Origin of the sequence: Exiguobacterium sp. s160 (assembly GCF_018617575.1) — a bacterium.
Lineage (GTDB): Bacteria > Bacillota > Bacilli > Exiguobacteriales > Exiguobacteriaceae > Exiguobacterium > Exiguobacterium aestuarii_A.
Genome location: NZ_JACSKK010000004.1, coordinates 60,704 through 76,633 on the forward strand (window position 1 = coordinate 60,704; position 15,930 = coordinate 76,633).

General features: G+C 48.1%; 15 protein-coding genes. 6 read left to right on the forward strand and 9 right to left on the reverse strand.

Annotated features, from left to right (window positions below):
- Positions 1-5: 5 nt before the first annotated feature.
- The 3 genes from aceA (at position 6) to KNO86_RS09915 (ending at position 3,251) form a co-directional block, all read left to right on the forward strand.
- Positions 6-1,274: an isocitrate lyase gene (gene aceA / locus KNO86_RS09905; protein ID WP_214695738.1), complete on the forward strand. Its 1,269-nt coding sequence runs from the start codon at positions 6-8 to the stop codon at positions 1,272-1,274.
- Positions 1,275-1,491: 217 nt separating this feature from the next.
- Positions 1,492-2,817 carry a PepSY-associated TM helix domain-containing protein gene (locus tag KNO86_RS09910; protein ID WP_214695740.1) on the forward strand — a complete coding sequence of 442 codons (1,326 nt, stop codon included), beginning with the start codon at positions 1,492-1,494 and terminating at the stop codon, positions 2,815-2,817.
- Positions 2,814-3,251 (forward strand): hypothetical protein, encoded by a 438-nt coding sequence (locus tag KNO86_RS09915; protein WP_214695742.1) that lies wholly within the window; start codon positions 2,814-2,816, stop codon positions 3,249-3,251. The genes KNO86_RS09910 and KNO86_RS09915 overlap by 4 nt, the downstream gene beginning before the upstream one ends.
- Here KNO86_RS09915 and KNO86_RS09920 read toward each other — a convergent pair.
- Both KNO86_RS09920 and KNO86_RS09925 read right to left on the reverse strand, forming a co-directional pair.
- Positions 3,248-3,538 carry an LlsX family protein gene (locus tag KNO86_RS09920; RefSeq protein ID WP_214695744.1) on the reverse strand — a complete coding sequence of 97 codons (291 nt, stop codon included), beginning with the start codon at positions 3,536-3,538 and terminating at the stop codon, positions 3,248-3,250. The genes KNO86_RS09915 and KNO86_RS09920 overlap by 4 nt on opposite strands.
- Positions 3,539-3,603: 65 nt before the next feature.
- Positions 3,604-4,800: a LysM peptidoglycan-binding domain-containing protein gene (locus tag KNO86_RS09925; protein WP_214695752.1), complete on the reverse strand. Its 1,197-nt coding sequence runs from the start codon at positions 4,798-4,800 to the stop codon at positions 3,604-3,606.
- Positions 4,801-5,065: 265 nt separating this feature from the next.
- On the opposite strand from KNO86_RS09925, the gene KNO86_RS09930 reads away from it, so the two are divergent.
- The gene (locus tag KNO86_RS09930; protein WP_214695754.1) at positions 5,066-5,815 is read left to right on the forward strand and encodes a FixH family protein; all 750 of its coding nucleotides are present in this window, start codon (positions 5,066-5,068) and stop codon (positions 5,813-5,815) included.
- A 33-nt stretch (positions 5,816-5,848) separates the two neighbouring features.
- Here KNO86_RS09930 and KNO86_RS09935 read toward each other — a convergent pair whose 3' ends face one another.
- The gene (locus KNO86_RS09935) at positions 5,849-7,474 is read right to left on the reverse strand and encodes an ABC-F family ATP-binding cassette domain-containing protein (RefSeq protein WP_214695756.1); all 1,626 of its coding nucleotides are present in this window, start codon (positions 7,472-7,474) and stop codon (positions 5,849-5,851) included.
- Positions 7,475-7,663: 189 nt separating this feature from the next.
- Between KNO86_RS09935 and KNO86_RS09940 the strand changes: the two genes are divergently transcribed.
- Positions 7,664-8,323 carry a hypothetical protein gene (locus KNO86_RS09940; protein WP_214695757.1) on the forward strand — a complete coding sequence of 220 codons (660 nt, stop codon included), beginning with the start codon at positions 7,664-7,666 and terminating at the stop codon, positions 8,321-8,323.
- A 38-nt stretch (positions 8,324-8,361) separates the two neighbouring features.
- Here the strand turns inward: KNO86_RS09940 and KNO86_RS09945 are convergent, their stop codons facing one another.
- The 4 genes from KNO86_RS09945 to KNO86_RS09960 all read right to left on the reverse strand — a co-directional run bounded on the left by KNO86_RS09945 (position 8,362) and on the right by KNO86_RS09960 (position 11,229).
- Positions 8,362-8,811, reverse strand: a complete 450-nt coding sequence (locus KNO86_RS09945) for an SACOL1771 family peroxiredoxin (RefSeq protein WP_483298403.1) — start codon at positions 8,809-8,811, stop codon at positions 8,362-8,364.
- A 52-nt stretch (positions 8,812-8,863) separates the two neighbouring features.
- Entirely contained in the window at positions 8,864-10,102 is a 1,239-nt protein-coding gene (gene pepT / locus KNO86_RS09950) for a peptidase T (RefSeq protein ID WP_214695762.1), read from the reverse strand.
- Between the two features lie 102 nt (positions 10,103-10,204).
- A complete protein-coding gene (locus KNO86_RS09955; protein WP_214695764.1) occupies positions 10,205-10,879 on the reverse strand; it encodes an LrgB family protein in 675 nt (224 codons plus the stop codon).
- Positions 10,876-11,229, reverse strand: a complete 354-nt coding sequence (locus KNO86_RS09960) for a CidA/LrgA family protein (RefSeq protein ID WP_214695766.1) — start codon at positions 11,227-11,229, stop codon at positions 10,876-10,878. The genes KNO86_RS09955 and KNO86_RS09960 overlap by 4 nt, the downstream gene beginning before the upstream one ends.
- Positions 11,230-11,378: 149 nt before the next feature.
- On the opposite strand from KNO86_RS09960, the gene KNO86_RS09965 reads away from it, so the two are divergent.
- Complete coding sequence (locus tag KNO86_RS09965; protein WP_214695768.1) at positions 11,379-12,116, forward strand: YwqG family protein; 738 nt, start codon at positions 11,379-11,381, stop codon at positions 12,114-12,116.
- A gap of 43 nt (positions 12,117-12,159) precedes the next feature.
- On the opposite strand, the gene KNO86_RS09970 is transcribed toward KNO86_RS09965, so the two are convergent.
- A complete protein-coding gene (locus tag KNO86_RS09970; RefSeq protein WP_214695770.1) occupies positions 12,160-15,312 on the reverse strand; it encodes an efflux RND transporter permease subunit in 3,153 nt (1,050 codons plus the stop codon).
- Between the two features lie 30 nt (positions 15,313-15,342).
- Positions 15,343-15,909, reverse strand: coding sequence for a TetR/AcrR family transcriptional regulator (locus KNO86_RS09975; RefSeq protein WP_214695772.1), 567 nt, complete (start codon positions 15,907-15,909; stop codon positions 15,343-15,345).
- Between the last annotated feature and the right edge of the window lie 21 nt (positions 15,910-15,930).

Here is a 15,930-nt window from a genome sequence, read left to right on the forward strand (position 1 = left end):
TATTAATGAAACAACGCGAAGAATTGGTGAACAGCTGGAAGTCAGAACGATTTGAAGGGGTAGAGCGTCCATACTCTGTAGAAGACGTCATGAAGTTACGAGGGTCTATCGTGATTGAACAAACGCTTGCGACAAAAGGAGCGGAACGCCTGTGGGAATTGATGCACGAGCGTGACTACGTCCATGCGCTCGGCGCGTTGACAGGGAACCAGGCCATTCAGCAAGTGAAGGCAGGACTTGAAGCCATTTACTTAAGCGGTTGGCAAGTAGCGGCAGACGCTAACCTGTCAGGTCACATGTACCCGGACCAAAGTTTATATCCGGCCAACTCGGTTCCGAGTGTCGTCAAACGAATCAATCAGGCGCTTCAACGTGCCGATCAAATTCAAACGGCAGAAGGAAAAGGCGATACGCATTGGTTCGCACCGATTGTCGCGGATATGGAAGCCGGGTTCGGTGGTGTCCTCAACGTATTCGAATTAACGAAGGCGATGATTGAAGCGGGTGCTGCTGGTGTTCACCTCGAAGACCAGCTCTCGTCTGAGAAGAAATGTGGTCACCTCGGTGGGAAGGTGTTACTCCCAACCCAGACGGCTGTGAAAAACTTGATTTCGGCTCGACTCGCGGCAGACGTCATGGGCGTCCCGACAATCATCGTAGCGCGGACAGACGCACACGCGGCAAACTTGATCACGAGCGACATCGATCCAATCGATCATCCATTCATCATTGGAGAGCGTACACCGGAAGGCTTCTATCGTACAGAAGCTGGTATCGAGCAAGCCATCGCTCGTGGTCTCGCTTATGCACCATATGCAGACCTCGTCTGGTGTGAGACGTCTGAACCAGATTTGGCAGAGGCACGTCAATTTGCCGAAGCGATTCATGCGAAGTATCCAGGAAAACTTCTCGCTTACAACTGCTCGCCATCATTTAACTGGAAGAAGAAGTTGTCAGACGAAGAAATTGCGACGTTCCAACAAGAAATCGGCGCAATGGGATACAAGTTCCAGTTCGTCACACTCGCTGGGTTCCACGCGCTCAACTTCGGTATGTTCGAGCTCGCACGCGGATACAAAGACCGTGGCATGGCAGCCTACTCGGAATTGCAACAAGCAGAATTTGCGGCTGAAGTACATGGTTACACGGCGACACGTCATCAACGTGAAGTCGGGACGGGTTACTTCGATGAAGTCTCACTCGTCATCTCAGGTGGACAATCATCAACGACAGCCCTGGCTGGATCGACAGAAGCAGAGCAATTCACAAATTAATCACACTTTGGAGACGCTAATTTGTTGGCGTCTCTTTGTTTATGTGAAAATGTGTGGTGTAAGACCTGAAATATGTGAAAAAAAGATGAATTCGAGTTCATTTTGACTTCTCTATATCGACGAATAGTTGTCACAAATAGCAAGAATAAAACGTTTCCATTCCTTGTATACTCAATCTGTTCACAAGTTGGACACAAAAAATAAGGGGGGAAGCGTTATGCAAGGGGAACGATTGAACAAACGCAACGCTTGGTATCGAGCGATTTGGCGTTGGCACTTTTATGCAGGTCTTATATTTGCACCGATTTTCATTATCTTGGCTGTGACAGGAAGCATTTATTTATTTGAACCACAAGTAACGAAGATGCAATACAAAGACATGATGACGGCATCTTTCACGAAAGAACAGCCGATAGAAATCCAAAAGGAATCATTCATGACAGAATATCCGGATGCGATGATTACATCGATTCGATTGCCGGATGAAGGTGAATCGACTCGAATCGGTTGGATGAACAATGACGAGATGATGTATACATATATCCATCCGGAAACTGCCGAAGTTTTAGGGACACGAACTGCTGAAGGTAGTATGGATTTGTTAGTTGTGATTCATGGCACACTATTAGGCGGACAAATCGGGAACTGGATTGTCGAGCTCGCAGCGTCATGGGCGATTATTCTACTCATCACGGGAACGTTCTTATTCTGGCCACGTGGGAAAAATCCGGTTCGGATGCTCATGCCGAAGCTCGGGAAAGGTCGGCAATGGTGGAAACAAATGCACGGTAGCGTCGCTTTATGGTCATCGCTAGGCCTCGTCATCATCATCAGTTCAGGTCTTGCCTGGTCATCCGTGTCAGGGGCTATGTTGCAGTGGGTCTCCTCGTCGACAAATACGGGAGCACCGATGTATGCCTATGCGTTTGGCGCTAAACCGGAATCAACTGTGACCACAAAAGATGTGGCAGAAGACGTACCTTGGGCAACACAAGCAGATCTTGTACCGGCATCTTCACCAAGTACACTGTTGCCAATTGACTTGAATCAGGTCGTGAACAATACGTCGATCAATCGACCGTACACAATCTCGCTTCCGGAAGGCGAAACAGGCGTCTATACCGTCACATCAGCAGCAGGACACCCGTTTAAAGAAGCAACGGTGAACCTAGATCAATATAGCGGTGAGACACTTAGTTCTGTAACGTATGCGGATTATGGGATTCTTGGAAAACTGATTACGATCGGAATCGCCTTCCACGAAGGTCGTTTGTTTGGATTACTGAATCAATTGGTCGGGGTCGCACTTTGTCTAGGTCTCATTTTTGTGGTCATCAGTTCGTTTGTGATGTGGCGCAAACGAAAAGTCGGATCTATCGAACAGATGAAGCGGTTCGAAGACGAACGGATCAAACGAATCGTTGGTATCTCGATCTTACTGCTCGGTGTGACATTACCGCTCGCGGGAATCAGTATCCTTATCGTTCTCGTATTTGATTGGTTGGTCGGACGCCGGAAGTTGAAAGCGGAGGTGGCAGCATGAGACGATTCAAAACAGTCCTTCCTGTCATCCTAGCGACGATTTGGTTAGGCGCGTGTCAGCTTCAACCGATTGAACGCACCATTGATCCGATTGGGATTCAATTGATTGTACCTGAACACGTGGAAGTCGGATTGACGACACTTGCGATGAAAGTAGAGAATGACGAACGCGTGACAGAAAGCCATATCCAAGTCACACCTTATGCCACCGAGGACACACGGACATACGAAGTGACGGAAAGGGATGGCTACCTCGTAACGAGCGTGAAGCTCGATCAAGGAATTTATCGAGTGAACGGCATGGTGCATGAAGGGCAGAAAGTGTATACCCCAACTGCATGGATGATTGTCGGCGATGTACCACAAGACCAAATCGACCAGATTGAACAATCGACAGTTCAGTCACATGATCACGATGGTGGACATCATCACTAAAAATAACCGCTGCACGCGCAGCGGTTATTTTGTTTGAGGCGTGCCCCGATTTCTCCGATGAGAATAGCGATTCCCATAAAACCTGCACCAAGTATGGCCATCTGATTCTGATTGGCCACCCCGACCTCGTTTTCGAATTGATAAATGTCACGAGTGAAGAATTGGATCGGCTCACCGGATGTGAGTGCTTGTTCATAACCGAGCCAAATCAAAATTGAGAATGTGACAATGGAGACACCAAGTCCGATGAGTGCAGCGATACTAACGCGGATTGCGATTCGAGTCATAGCGGTTCCTCTTTTCCTGTTTGCATACGATACGTCACAAGTAGAGGAAAAGATTCACAGTGCACTCATTTCGGAATGGTCAACACTTGTCCGACACTGATGAGATTGATGTTCGTGATGTTGTTGGCGGCTGCGATTTTCGCAACAGTCGTATTGTACATCGTCGCAATCTTATAGAGTGTGTCACCCGACTTCACGGTATACTTCACGGTCGTTGTAGGTGGTGGAGTGACGGTTGTTCCTGGAATGATGAGCACCTGTCCGACACTGATGAGATTGATGTTTGTGATTTTGTTGGCGGCTGCAATCTTCGAGACGGTCGTATTGTACATTGTCGCAATCTTGTAGAGCGTGTCACCCGATTTCACGGTATATTTCACAGTCGTTGTAGGTGGTGGAGTGACGGTTGTTCCTGGAATGATGAGCACTTGTCCGACATAGATTAAGCTATAGTTTGTGATATTGTTAGCTGCCGCTAGAGCGGATACCGTGACGCCATACGTCCGTGCGATGCTGTACAACGTGTCACCGGACTTCACAGTATACGTTTTGTTCGTTGACGTGTTTTGATAGGCGAGTAATTGCGAGACCGTGACAAATTGGTACCCTTTTGCTTTCAGTTGCGAAATCATCGTTGGCAATGCGAGTGGTGTACCCGGTGCACCCGCACCAGTATGCATTAAGACGATTGAACCCGGTTTAATATTGGTTTGTACTTTCGTATTGATTTGGCTCGCGGTCAATCCTTTCCAGTCAATCGTATCGATATTCCATTGAATCGTGTAACCATAGCCGGCAGCACCGACGTCGTTCAACACAGTACTATTGACGGCTCCGAACGGGGCTCTGAAAATCGGTTTCGTCGTTTTGCCGGTCAATGATTTAATCAAGGCTTCCGTGCGGTCGAGTTCGGATTTCATTTGAGTGGCAGTTAGTTTCGTGAAGTCAGGATGTGTATACGAGTGATTACCGAGTTGATGTCCTTTCGCGGCGATATTTTTAATGTATTGGGGATGGTTGTTTGCACCCGATCCTGTCAAAAAGAAAGTGGCTTTGACGTTGTTTTTTGCCAAAATGTCTAAAATCTTGTTCGTGTTCGCTCCGTCTGCCCCATCATCGAACGTTAACGCAACGACTTTGTTTGTCGTGTTCACGCTCGTGATAAATTTTGAAGCGGCGGCACTGACAGAAATCGATTGTGTGATCACCATCGCCAATAAGATGAACAGTGCCATCGCCCCACGAATGACCCTACGTTTCATCTGAATTCGCCTCCATTCATGATGTCATCCTCTTGATGTTAAGGCTTTCCAAATGCACACCCTATATAGTTTTTATATACCCCTTTTTAGAAATGATGGACTAATATTCGGAAATGGATGAAACAAATTTTGATTCAACTATATGTGTGAAATTTGTGAGAAGGTATCGTGGGTTATCTCACAGAATGCTCACACTCTTTCTGGAAAAGGGTGGTATCATGAAAAATGTGTGAAAGATGTAAGCGATTTATAAGGAGGACTTATGATGAAAAAGATGATGACACGGTTTGGGGTCGTGTTTGGACTCATCGGCCTGTTCGTACTCGGTGCATGCGGCACGGAGAAAGAAGCGGAAAGCGCAGCTGTCCCACAATCGATGGAGCCGGTAGAGGCAGAGTTGACGGTGGCTGCGACGGCAGATCAAGGAGAAGCGGTACCATTATCTGTTCGCGTCACACAGGACGGTCAGCCTGTAGACGATGCGGATGAGATCAAGTTCGAAGTATGGAAGAATGGTGCAAAGGAAGAAAGTGACATGATCAAGGCGTCGCTCACAAAAGACGGTGTCTATGAAGCAGAGACGACGTTCGCGGAAGAAGCGGTCTATACGGTCCAAGTTCACGTGACAGCACGTTCGATGCATACGATGCCAACGACGAATGTGACGGTCGGACATCCTGAAACGGCTGCCGAAGCGGAAAAGGATAGTGACCACCATCACCATGCAGGAGCGGACATCACGCTCGAACCGAAATCGGCGACAGCAGGTGAGGAACAGCCGTTCATGGTTCACGTTATGATTGAAGAGGAGATGTTAGCGGGGGCAGACGTACAACTCGAAATCTTCCAAGACGGGGCAGAGAAGCATGAGTGGGTGAAGTTAGAGGAAGCAGATGCTGGTATGTACAAAGGGATGCACACCTTTACTGAATCTGGCGCATACAACGTTCAAGTCCACGTCACGAAAGGTCATGACATTCATGAGCATGTGATGGAGACGGTAAACGTCAAATAAAAATGATCGGCTCGCGTGAGCCGATCATTTTTATTATGCATTTTGGTAAAGTGATTCAACTTGTTGTTGGAGCGCTTCGTTCTCCAAGTACTCATCGTAAGTTGCTTCTTTATCCACGATGCCATTCGGTGTCACTTCGATGATGCGTGTCGCAATCGTCGAGATGAGCTGATGGTCATGTGAGCTGAAGAGGAGTACGCCTTTGAATGACTCGAGACCGTTGTTGAGTGCTGTGATCGATTCGAGGTCCAAGTGGTTCGTCGGATCGTCGAGGACGAGCACATTCGAGTTTGAGAGCATCATCTTCGAGAGCATGCAGCGTACTTTTTCTCCCCCTGAGAGGACAGACGCCTTCTTCATGACTTCTTCGCCTGAGAAGAGCATGCGGCCAAGGAATCCACGAAGGAACGTATCTGACTCATCGGCTGGTGAGAACTGACGCAACCAGTCGAGGATGCTCTTTTCCGAGCCCTCGAAGTATTCCGAGTTGTCTTTCGGGAAGTACGACTGAGTCGTCGTCACGCCCCATTTGACCGAACCTGTATCTGGTTCCATCTCACCCATGAGAATTTTGAAGAGTGTCGTGATCGCAACGTCAGAACGACCAACGAATGCGACTTTGTCCGTCTTGTTAAGTGAGAACGTGACGTTGTCGAGCACTTTTACGCCATCAATCGTTTTCGAAACGTTGTCGACATAGAGAACATCGTTCCCGATTTCGCGTTCCATCGTGAATCCGACGAATGGATAACGACGTGATGACGGACGAATGTCGTCGAGTGTGATCTTATCGAGCAACTTCTTACGTGACGTCGCTTGACGCGCTTTCGATGCGTTCGAGCTGAAACGTGCGATGAAGTTTTGAAGCTCTTTGATCTTCTCTTCTTTCTTCTTGTTCTGATCTGCCGCCATACGTGTAGCAAGTTGGCTTGACTCATACCAGAAGTCGTAGTTCCCGACATACAATTGGATTTTTCCAAAGTCGAGGTCTGCCATGTGTGTACAGACTTTGTTCAAGAAGTGGCGGTCGTGGGAAACGACGATGACTGTGTTTTCAAAGTTGATTAAAAACTCTTCTAACCATTGAATTGCTTTGAGGTCAAGTCCGTTGGTCGGCTCGTCCAAAAGCAAGATGTCTGGCTTACCGAAGAGTGCTTGGGCAAGAAGGACTTTGACTTTCTCGCCACCTGTGAGTTCGCTCATTTGTTTCTGGTGAAGCGCTTCTGTGATCCCAAGACCTTGAAGAACCATCGACGCTTCTGACTCTGCTTCCCAACCGTTCAACTCAGCGAACTCACCTTCGAGTTCAGCTGCGCGCATTCCATCTTCGTCTGAGAAATCTTCTTTCATATAGATGGCGTCTTTTTCTTTCATGACGCTATAAAGACGCTCGTGACCCATGATGACGGTCTCAAGAACAGCACTGTCCTCATACGCGTAGTGGTCCTGTTTGAGGACCGCGAGACGCTCACCCGGTGTGATGCTGACATCACCCGTCGTCGTATCTTGCTCACCTGATAAAATCTTTAAGAATGTCGATTTACCGGCACCGTTCGCACCGATCAATCCGTAACAGTTGCCTGGTGTGAACTTGATGTTCACGTCTTCGAACAACTTGCGACCGCCAAATTGTAGGCTGACGTTATTTACTGTAATCATGTATGGTATCCCTCGTTTTTCTGATTAGTTTACGACGTGTATTGTATCACGTTTTTGAAAAACGCGCAGTGTCACGTCATGATTCACAAACGTTAAAGAAAAACTTGTGCATTAGGATAGAGGATTATACAACGTAAGATGGAAATATTATGTAGAACAGAAATGCACGTGAATCAAATGGGGGGTACTATGAAACAAATTAGACTCTGGCTGATCATCCTATTCATTGCGGTCAGTTCAAGTATCGTGAATTCGCTATTGAAGAATGAACTTCAAGCGTTTGAGGTGGGGAAATTTGAGTTTGGGAAATATGATGATTTTGACGAGGCGTTGGCTAAAGGTCTAACTTATGACATGAATAAATTGATTTATATAACACGACACGATGGGGTGACCATCGTCATGTACACGACGATTCCGGATCCTGTAGAGTTCCAAGATGTCATGGAGTTTCAAGATGTCATGGAGTTTCAAGATGATATTGATTTTCAAAATGAGATGGAGGCATTAGTCGTCCAGTTCTTTGAGGGGAATAATGAGGAAGGGTGGGAGCTTCTTGGACCAAGAGGGTGGACGCACTATGAAAACGACAATTTCACCTCATATAGCACATTTTTACGAGAATACGATGACGCCGGAAACGTCGAACATTCTTTCGATGTGACATTTGGAGAAGTAAACAATCCAAACATCGATACAGTTGAAACGAAATCCCATCACGACACTATGTTCACTGAGGCAACGATGATTCGAAAAGGTCTGGGTCGATATTATTTTCAAATCGGGCAAGGAGCGATTGTACGAGGAATTTCTGTGGACGGTGAAATCATCGATCAACAAGGTAGCTGACACTTCGATGCACAGAAAAAGCCATCATCATGATGGCTTTAATCGACTCGTATAATGGTCGTATTCAATTCGAACGCCACATTTCCTGCGAGCGCGCGTGAAATCATACATTGATCTTTCGCTTTTTTCGCAATACGCTCGACCAACGTGATCTCTCGGTCGGTCATCTCTGCAGGGACTTGAATCGTTGTCGTATAGCGAATCGTCTCGTAAGTGAAGATGCCGTTTGTCACATCGACGATTCCTTCCGCGTCAATCGTGATGCCACGGTGAGTCAGGTCACTTCGCCCGAGTACGGCTGCGAGTGTGATGATATAACACGTGGCCGCTGCCCCGAGTAACATTTCATCCGGATTCGTGCCGACTCCGGGACCGTCCATTTCGGGTGGAATCGAAATCTGTGTCTTTAATCGCTCAGCCTCGAGGGTACCGACGTCATTTCGTCCGCCATCCCAGCCGAGGTTCATGCTAAATGTATGTTTCATCAAAAATCGCCTCCAATGTCTCTAGTGTAAAAGAGAACGATTGGAGGCGCATGTGTTATGCTTGTGCACGCTTCGCGAATGTGCGAAGTGTTTCGATAATGACCGTTGTTGCTTTTTCCATGTTGTTCACAGAGATATATTCGAACTTCCCGTGATAGTTCTCGCCACCCGTGAAGATGTTCGGTGTCGGAAGACCCATGTAAGAAAGTTGTGATCCGTCTGTCCCACCACGAATCGGTTCAATCTTCGGTTCGATGTCAAGGCCGCGCATGACGTCAGCAACGGTATCGACGATGTGTTTCACCGGTTCGATTTTCTCGGCCATGTTGTAATACTGATCTTCCATTTTGAGTTCAATCCGCTCTTCCCCGTATTTTTGTTTCCATTCGAGGACAAGTTTCTCCATCAACGCTTTACGCGCTTCGAACTTCTGTTTGTCGTGATCGCGGATGATGTATTGAAGTGTCGTCTTCTCCACATCCCCATTAAAGCCGTTCAAATGGAAGAATCCTTCGTAGTTGCTCGTACGTTCCGGTGCCTCATCAGCCGGTAAACGGTTTTGGAACGCCATCGCGAGCTTCATCGAGTTGACCATCTTGTTCTTGGCGCTACCCGGGTGAACGTTCGTCCCGTGGAAGGTGACGGTCGCACCGGCTGCGTTGAAACTTTCATACTGTAACTCTCCGAGCGGGCCACCATCCATCGTGTAAGCGAAGTCCGCGTTAAAACGAGCGACATCGAATTTATGTGGTCCACGTCCGATTTCTTCATCCGGTGTGAAAGCAATGCGGACCGGTCCGTGCGGAATCTCAGGGTGAGCCAATAAGTATTCGACGGCTGTGACGATTTCGGCAATCCCTGCTTTATCGTCCGCACCGAGGAGTGTCGTTCCGTCCGTTGTCATGAGCGTATGTCCGACATACCCGTCAAGTTCTGGGAAGTCTTTTGGTGACAAGACGACATTTAAGGATTCGTTCAAGACGATATCGCCACCTTCATAATGCTCAACGAGTTGAGGGGAAACGTTCGTACCCGTGAAATCGGTCGCCGTATCCACGTGAGCGAGGAATCCGATTGTCGGGACGTCATGATCGACGTTACTTGGAAGTGTGGCGAATAGATAGCCGTATTCGTCCGTCTCGACATCTGTCAGCCCAAGTTCTTTCAGTTCTTTTTCCAAATGACGAATCAAATCCCATTGTTTGGCCGTCGATGGTGTTGTCGTACTCGTGAAGTCAGACTGTGTATCAATCTTCGCGTAAGTCATTAAGCGTTCAATTAATTTTTCTTGCATGGATTGCCCTCCTCTAAAAAGTTTCATCTTCATTAGTTTATCACGCGCGCTCGAAGTCGAAACAAAAAAGTCACGCCCATCGATGAAATGAGCGTGACCTGTTCAAAAGAGAAACGGGTATAAAATGGGCAAGATGAACGAAGTGAAGATGGCGGTCAATCCCATCGCGGCACCACCTGTTGCACCAGACAACGGATGTTCCGTCGCTGCTTGAGCGGTCCCGATCCCGTGACTGATGGTGCCGAGTGTGAGCCCACGCGTGAACGGGTCGTCTATACGAATCCATGTCAATAGTACCGGACCGAGCATCGCACCTAAAATACCGCAGGCGACGGCAATCGAAGCCGCAAGCGTTGCATCACCTTCTAGTTGTCGAGCCAATTCAAGGGCAATCGGGGACGTGGCCGATTTGACCGATAGTGCAATCAATACGTTTTCGGTAAACGAAAACAATTTGCCGAAAAGGACAGCAACAAAAATTGTGGAAAGTGACCCAAGTACGATGGCACTCAGGGCCCGTTTTGCCCGGGCGAGTAACACGGGTAAGTTGCGATAGAGCGGTAACCCGAGGGCGACAGTCGCCGGACCGAGTAAGATGGTAATGAGATCGGTAGCCGGTTTATACGTATCATAGGACTGTCCTGTCACGAGTAACAGGAGAATCAGAATCGCTGTACTTAAGAAGACGACATTAGTGAACGGAGATACCCACTTTTTCGAAAGTTGACGACTGAGCGAATACACGAGAATCGTCAATCCAATCCAAACGTATGTCATGACGCCTCACCTTCTTTCCCGGAAACAAACGCTGTCACGACCATACCGACCGCCATGCTGATGAGTAAGGTCACGAGAAGAGGGATGCCGGCGGCTTTTAACAACGTACCGTACGCCATGAGACCGACGGCAATCGGGATGAAGAAGAATGCGAGGTGCTTCGTCAAAAATCCAGCGCTGTCTTCAATCCATTCCACGCGGATGACTTTTGTTACTAAGAGGACGAGCAACAGCACCATGCCGATGACGCTACCTGGTACTTTCCACGAGAACGTCTCAACCATCCAGTTGCCGAGCGTGCTCAATCCAAACAAGAGTGAGAGCCCGATCATCCATTTCAATAATTTCATCTATAAGACTTCCTTTCGCATCATTCAAAACGTATGCATCTTCTCAAATTCATCCTCATCGGTCAAGAAAAGGGTATAACAAAAAAGATAATGGGTACATACGTTCGGCATGCTATACTATATCTATCATAAACAAGCGGGGTGTCGAGATGGAACTAAAAACGATTGAGCAATTTATTGAAGAGCATGGATTACAAAACGGGGAAGACATTTTACGTGCGTTCACGAAGCGGGTCAATTTGACGCTTGTACCACGAACCACACGAGAAGAAGTTCAAATCGGCCATTCAAAATTCGGTGGGCATCCCGATTTGCCGAATGCTGACTTGCACCCTGGGGAGAATATGACGTTTTTAGCTCAGTTCCGTTTAAGTGATTTAGCTGAGTTTGAATCCGTGGATGCACTCCCGAAAGAAGGTTTGTTGTCTTTCTTCTATGACTTGGAAGAACAACCTTGGGGAGATGAGGACGAGCGTCATCTTTGGCGTGTCTTGTATACGGAAGAAACGCAACTTGAGCGAGTGCGGGTTGGAGAAGCATTGAATGAGCGTGCCGTTTCTTTCAAAGAGGGCTATGCGGAGAATGGATATGATTTGTACGATTTGCTCGGTGACGACCTGTACGAAACGCTTGTCGAACAATTCGAACAAGAAGAACTCCACGCAATTGGTGGACATCCGAATGAAGTGCAGAATGACGTGTTTGAAGAAGTAGAAGAAACATATGGGGAACGATTCGATCATCCTTTCCTGCTCTTTCAAATGGATTCTACTGAAGAATTAGATGTCATATTTGGGGATGTTGGCATTCTTTATTTTCTTATTCCAGAAGATGCCCTCCGCGCCAAACGATTTGAAGAAACCGAAATCATCATGCAGTGTTATTGAACGAAAAAAGAGAGTCGACTTGTCAAAGTCAACTCTCTTTTGTTTACGCTTGTTTTTTCTTACGGAATCGTGCGAAGAACTCATAGACGATCGGTACGATGAGCAACGTGAGAAGCGTCGAACTTGAAAGTCCGCCGATCACGGTGACTCCGAGACCTTTCGAGATGAGTGCCCCGCCCTCGAGACCGAGTGCGAGCGGTGCGAGTGCACCGATTGTCGCGAGTGCGGTCATCAAGATTGGGCGAAGGCGTGTGCCTGCTGCCTCAAGTAACGCTTCACGTGTTGATAAACCAGCTTCTTCTTTATGAATGACGCGGTCAATCAAGACGATGGCGTTCGTGACGACAATCCCGATTAACATGAGTGCCCCGATCAAGGCAGAAACCGAAATCGTTTCACCAGTGATGAGGAGGGCGACAAGTCCCCCGATAATCGCATACGGGAGTGAGAACAACACGACGAATGGTGTGAGTGCCCCTCCGAATGTGATCACGAGAACCAAGTATACGATGGCGATTGCAGCGAGCATCGCAAGACCGAGCTGTGTGAACGATTCTTGAATCTGTTCCGTTACACCGCCGACATCATACGATACGCCAGACGGGAGCTCGATTTCTGATACGCGTTCTTCGATCGCAGCCGACGCTTCCGTCGCTTTATCCGTGCTGAGTTCGACACTCACTTGTGCGAGCAGCTTTCCGTCGCGCTCGACGAGTGTGTCCGGCGTTGTGCCTTCTTCGATTTCAATGAAGTCTGAAATCGGGCGTGGTCCGAACGGTGTCGTGATTTCTTGTGCTTGCAGGTCATCGACACTATTATACGTCACTTGCTCGTTCGGGATGACGACGTCTAACTGTTTGTCATCCACCGTCACGCTCGCGAGTGGGCTTTCTGGTGCCTGGAATTGGCTGATGACTTGTGCGATTTGACCTGCAGATACACCAGCTTCCGCTGCGGCTTGTTGGTCGACGTTGAACGTATATTGTACATACGATTCACGTAAGTCTGACGTTGCCTGACGGACGTAATCCGTTTCTTCTTCAATCGTTTCGATGAAAGTCGGCACGATGGCTTCTAAATCTTCAAGCGAGTTGGCATAGACGTTATATGTCACACCGCTCGTTGCGCCGCCACCTGAGAAGTCTTGTTCTTTCCACTCCCCGTTTGAAGCGAGTTCGTTCAACTTCTCGATATCAGCCAATTTCACATCTGCGAAATCTTCTGTATCCGGGTCATACTGGACGATGAAGATTCCTTGTTTATTGTTTCCTGGGTTCAGCGGGTTCTCTCCACCGACCGTGAACTGAACGTCCGTTGCGTTCGGTTGTTCTTCCATGAAGTATTCTTCTGCCACTTCAGCTGCAGCAATCGAATCTTCAAGCGTTTGACCCGGTTCTGGGTCGAACGTGACGAACAACGTCTTCTCCGAATCTTGGTTCAAGAAGTTGACCCCGATCGCTGGGACGAGGGCAAAACTACCAATCAATAGGGCAGTCGCGAGTCCGAAGACGACGAGTTTATGGTTCAGTGACCAGTTCAAGACGCCGCGATACCATTCCGCGAGCTTGCCTGGACCTTCTTCTGGCTTCAACTTGTCGCGGTTCTTAAAGAACGAGTCGGCCATCATTGGTACAACCGTGATCGCGACGAGTAATGAAGCAAGAAGGGCGAAGACGACCGTCAATGCGAACGGCAAGAACAATTCACCGACAAATCCTGTGACGAATCCGAGCGGTAAGAATACCGCGATTGTAACGATTGTCGACGAAGCAATCGGGATGAATACTTCTTTTGTCGCCGCGATGATTAATTCTTTACCGCGAAGTGGTTCGTTCGACCGTGTGAGTCGACGGTAAATATTCTCGATGACGACAATGGAGTCATCGACGACACGACCGATGGCGACGGTCATCGCACCGAGTGTCATGATGTTTAACGTGATATCCAATTGCTTCAACACGATAAGTGCCATGAGAAGCGATAACGGGATCGAGATGACAGCGATGATTGTCGATCGGAAGTTACGCAAGAACACTAAGATGATGAGGATGGCGAATAAGCCACCGAGCAATGCTTTCGATAACATCGTCTCGACCGACTCTTCAATCGGTTGTCCTTGGTCGAGTGTGATCGATACATTCGCCGTGTCATACTCTGCTTCGAAGTCATTCAATACTTCTTTGACGGCATTGACGACATCGACCGTGTTCGCATCTTGTGTCTTCGTCACCTGTACGCCGATTGAACGTTCACCGTTCGAGCGAGAAATCGATTCTTCAATTCCTTTGTCCTCGATTGTCGCGAGTTCGCTCAACGCGACAGTCGGAACCGTCGTCGGAACGTTTGGTGGTAATGCCGATGGTGTTTCCGTCGGGACCTCTGTCGGCACGTCTGGCGTTTGACCAGGTGGCAATTCAGTCGGGGCAGACGGTGTCGTCGGCGTGGATTGTGCTGGTGAGTACGGAATCTGAAGGTCGCGGAACGCCTCGAGCGTCTCAGACTTCCCGTCGATGACGACAGCCTGTTCCGTATCGCCTAACTCATATAACCCAAGAGCAATCCGGGCATCGTTCGCTTGAATCAATTGTTTGACCGTGTCTTCTGTCAAATTGTATTCAGCGAGTGCGTCTTGATCGAATTGAAGTTCGACACGGCGAATTTCCTGTCCGGCAATTTGGACGGTTTGTGCGCCTTCCACTCCTTCAAGGGCAGGTTGCACTTCTTCCTCGACGAGCTTCGTCAATTCAGCCAAGTCAAGACTTTCATCCGAAATGGCAGCCCCGATGACCGGGAAAGCGTCGAAGCTGAGACGCGACACTTGGGGTTCTTGTGCTGATTCAGGTAGTTCGACGTTGCTTAACGCGTCTTTGACTTGCTGTTCCGCTTCATCCATGTCGGTACTGAAGTCGTAGTCGATTTGGATGTTCGAAGCGTTTTGGAACGATGAAGAACGAACTTGTTCCACACCATTTAGACTTTGCAGGCGTTCTTCAAGAACGGTACTGACTTCTTCAAGCACTTGCTCAGGGGATGCGCCTGGATAAATGGTTGTGACCGAGACGGTCGGTGTCGTGATGTCCGGTAACGTCTCGAGCTTCATCGTCAGACCGGCGAAAAGACCGGCGGCTGTCAAGATGATTGTCATCAACCAAACCGCAAACTTGTTGTTGACGGAGAAGGACGTGATTTTCTGCATGGGTTTTTAATCTCCTCTATATGTTGTTTTTTATGATTGGCTGTCGATGGCGTGTGCCCGTTCAATCAAGCGGGTAATGATTGCTTGTTTGAGTTCGGCAGGGGGAACACCGACCCCAAAATGTTCTGACATCATCATGCCTTCGAGTGCATAACGAATGATCATCGTTTCAACCGGGTCGGCTGTTTTTTGGAACTGTTCGAAAAACGTATCTAAATCATGCTTCCATCGATTCGCATACTCTTGGTCGACGGCAAACAGCGTGAGAAATGCGATCATTTTCTCGACGTCGATATGAATGGCAGCACGTTCGGGATGCAAATTCGTTTCATCGAACAGACGAACGAATGCTTCGACTGGACCGTGACCTTCCTGTTGCAGTGAGGCATACAACTCGTTTTGCTCTTGCTGTAACCGTTCGACGATTGCTGTCATCAATGCCTCTTTTGAAGCGTAATGATAGAGAAGTCCACCTTTTGAAACACCTGCTGTTTTGGCGACTTCATCTAATGTAAGTTGATGCACCCCTTGGTTCATGATGATGTCCGTTGCCGCATCCAATAGCTTTTGTTTCGTGATATTCGATCGGTTTGTCATATCTCCACTCCTTTCTGTACC

Excerpts from the sequence above, each read along its gene's own strand:
- aceA (WP_214695738.1), top strand. The coding sequence starts at position 6 with ATGAAACAACGCGAAGAATTGGTGAACAGCTGGAAGTCAGAACGATTT.
- KNO86_RS09910 (WP_214695740.1), top strand. The coding sequence starts at position 1,492 with ATGCAAGGGGAACGATTGAACAAACGCAACGCTTGGTATCGAGCGATT.
- KNO86_RS09915 (WP_214695742.1), top strand. The coding sequence starts at position 2,814 with ATGAGACGATTCAAAACAGTCCTTCCTGTCATCCTAGCGACGATTTGG.
- KNO86_RS09920 (WP_214695744.1), bottom strand. The coding sequence starts at position 3,538 with ATGACTCGAATCGCAATCCGCGTTAGTATCGCTGCACTCATCGGACTT.
- KNO86_RS09925 (WP_214695752.1), bottom strand. The coding sequence starts at position 4,800 with ATGAAACGTAGGGTCATTCGTGGGGCGATGGCACTGTTCATCTTATTG.
- KNO86_RS09930 (WP_214695754.1), top strand. The coding sequence starts at position 5,066 with ATGAAAAAGATGATGACACGGTTTGGGGTCGTGTTTGGACTCATCGGC.
- KNO86_RS09935 (WP_214695756.1), bottom strand. The coding sequence starts at position 7,474 with ATGATTACAGTAAATAACGTCAGCCTACAATTTGGCGGTCGCAAGTTG.
- KNO86_RS09940 (WP_214695757.1), top strand. The coding sequence starts at position 7,664 with ATGAAACAAATTAGACTCTGGCTGATCATCCTATTCATTGCGGTCAGT.
- pepT (WP_214695762.1), bottom strand. The coding sequence starts at position 10,102 with ATGCAAGAAAAATTAATTGAACGCTTAATGACTTACGCGAAGATTGAT.
- KNO86_RS09955 (WP_214695764.1), bottom strand. The coding sequence starts at position 10,879 with ATGACATACGTTTGGATTGGATTGACGATTCTCGTGTATTCGCTCAGT.
- KNO86_RS09960 (WP_214695766.1), bottom strand. The coding sequence starts at position 11,229 with ATGAAATTATTGAAATGGATGATCGGGCTCTCACTCTTGTTTGGATTG.
- KNO86_RS09965 (WP_214695768.1), top strand. The coding sequence starts at position 11,379 with ATGGAACTAAAAACGATTGAGCAATTTATTGAAGAGCATGGATTACAA.
- KNO86_RS09970 (WP_214695770.1), bottom strand. The coding sequence starts at position 15,312 with ATGCAGAAAATCACGTCCTTCTCCGTCAACAACAAGTTTGCGGTTTGG.
- KNO86_RS09975 (WP_214695772.1), bottom strand. The coding sequence starts at position 15,909 with ATGACAAACCGATCGAATATCACGAAACAAAAGCTATTGGATGCGGCA.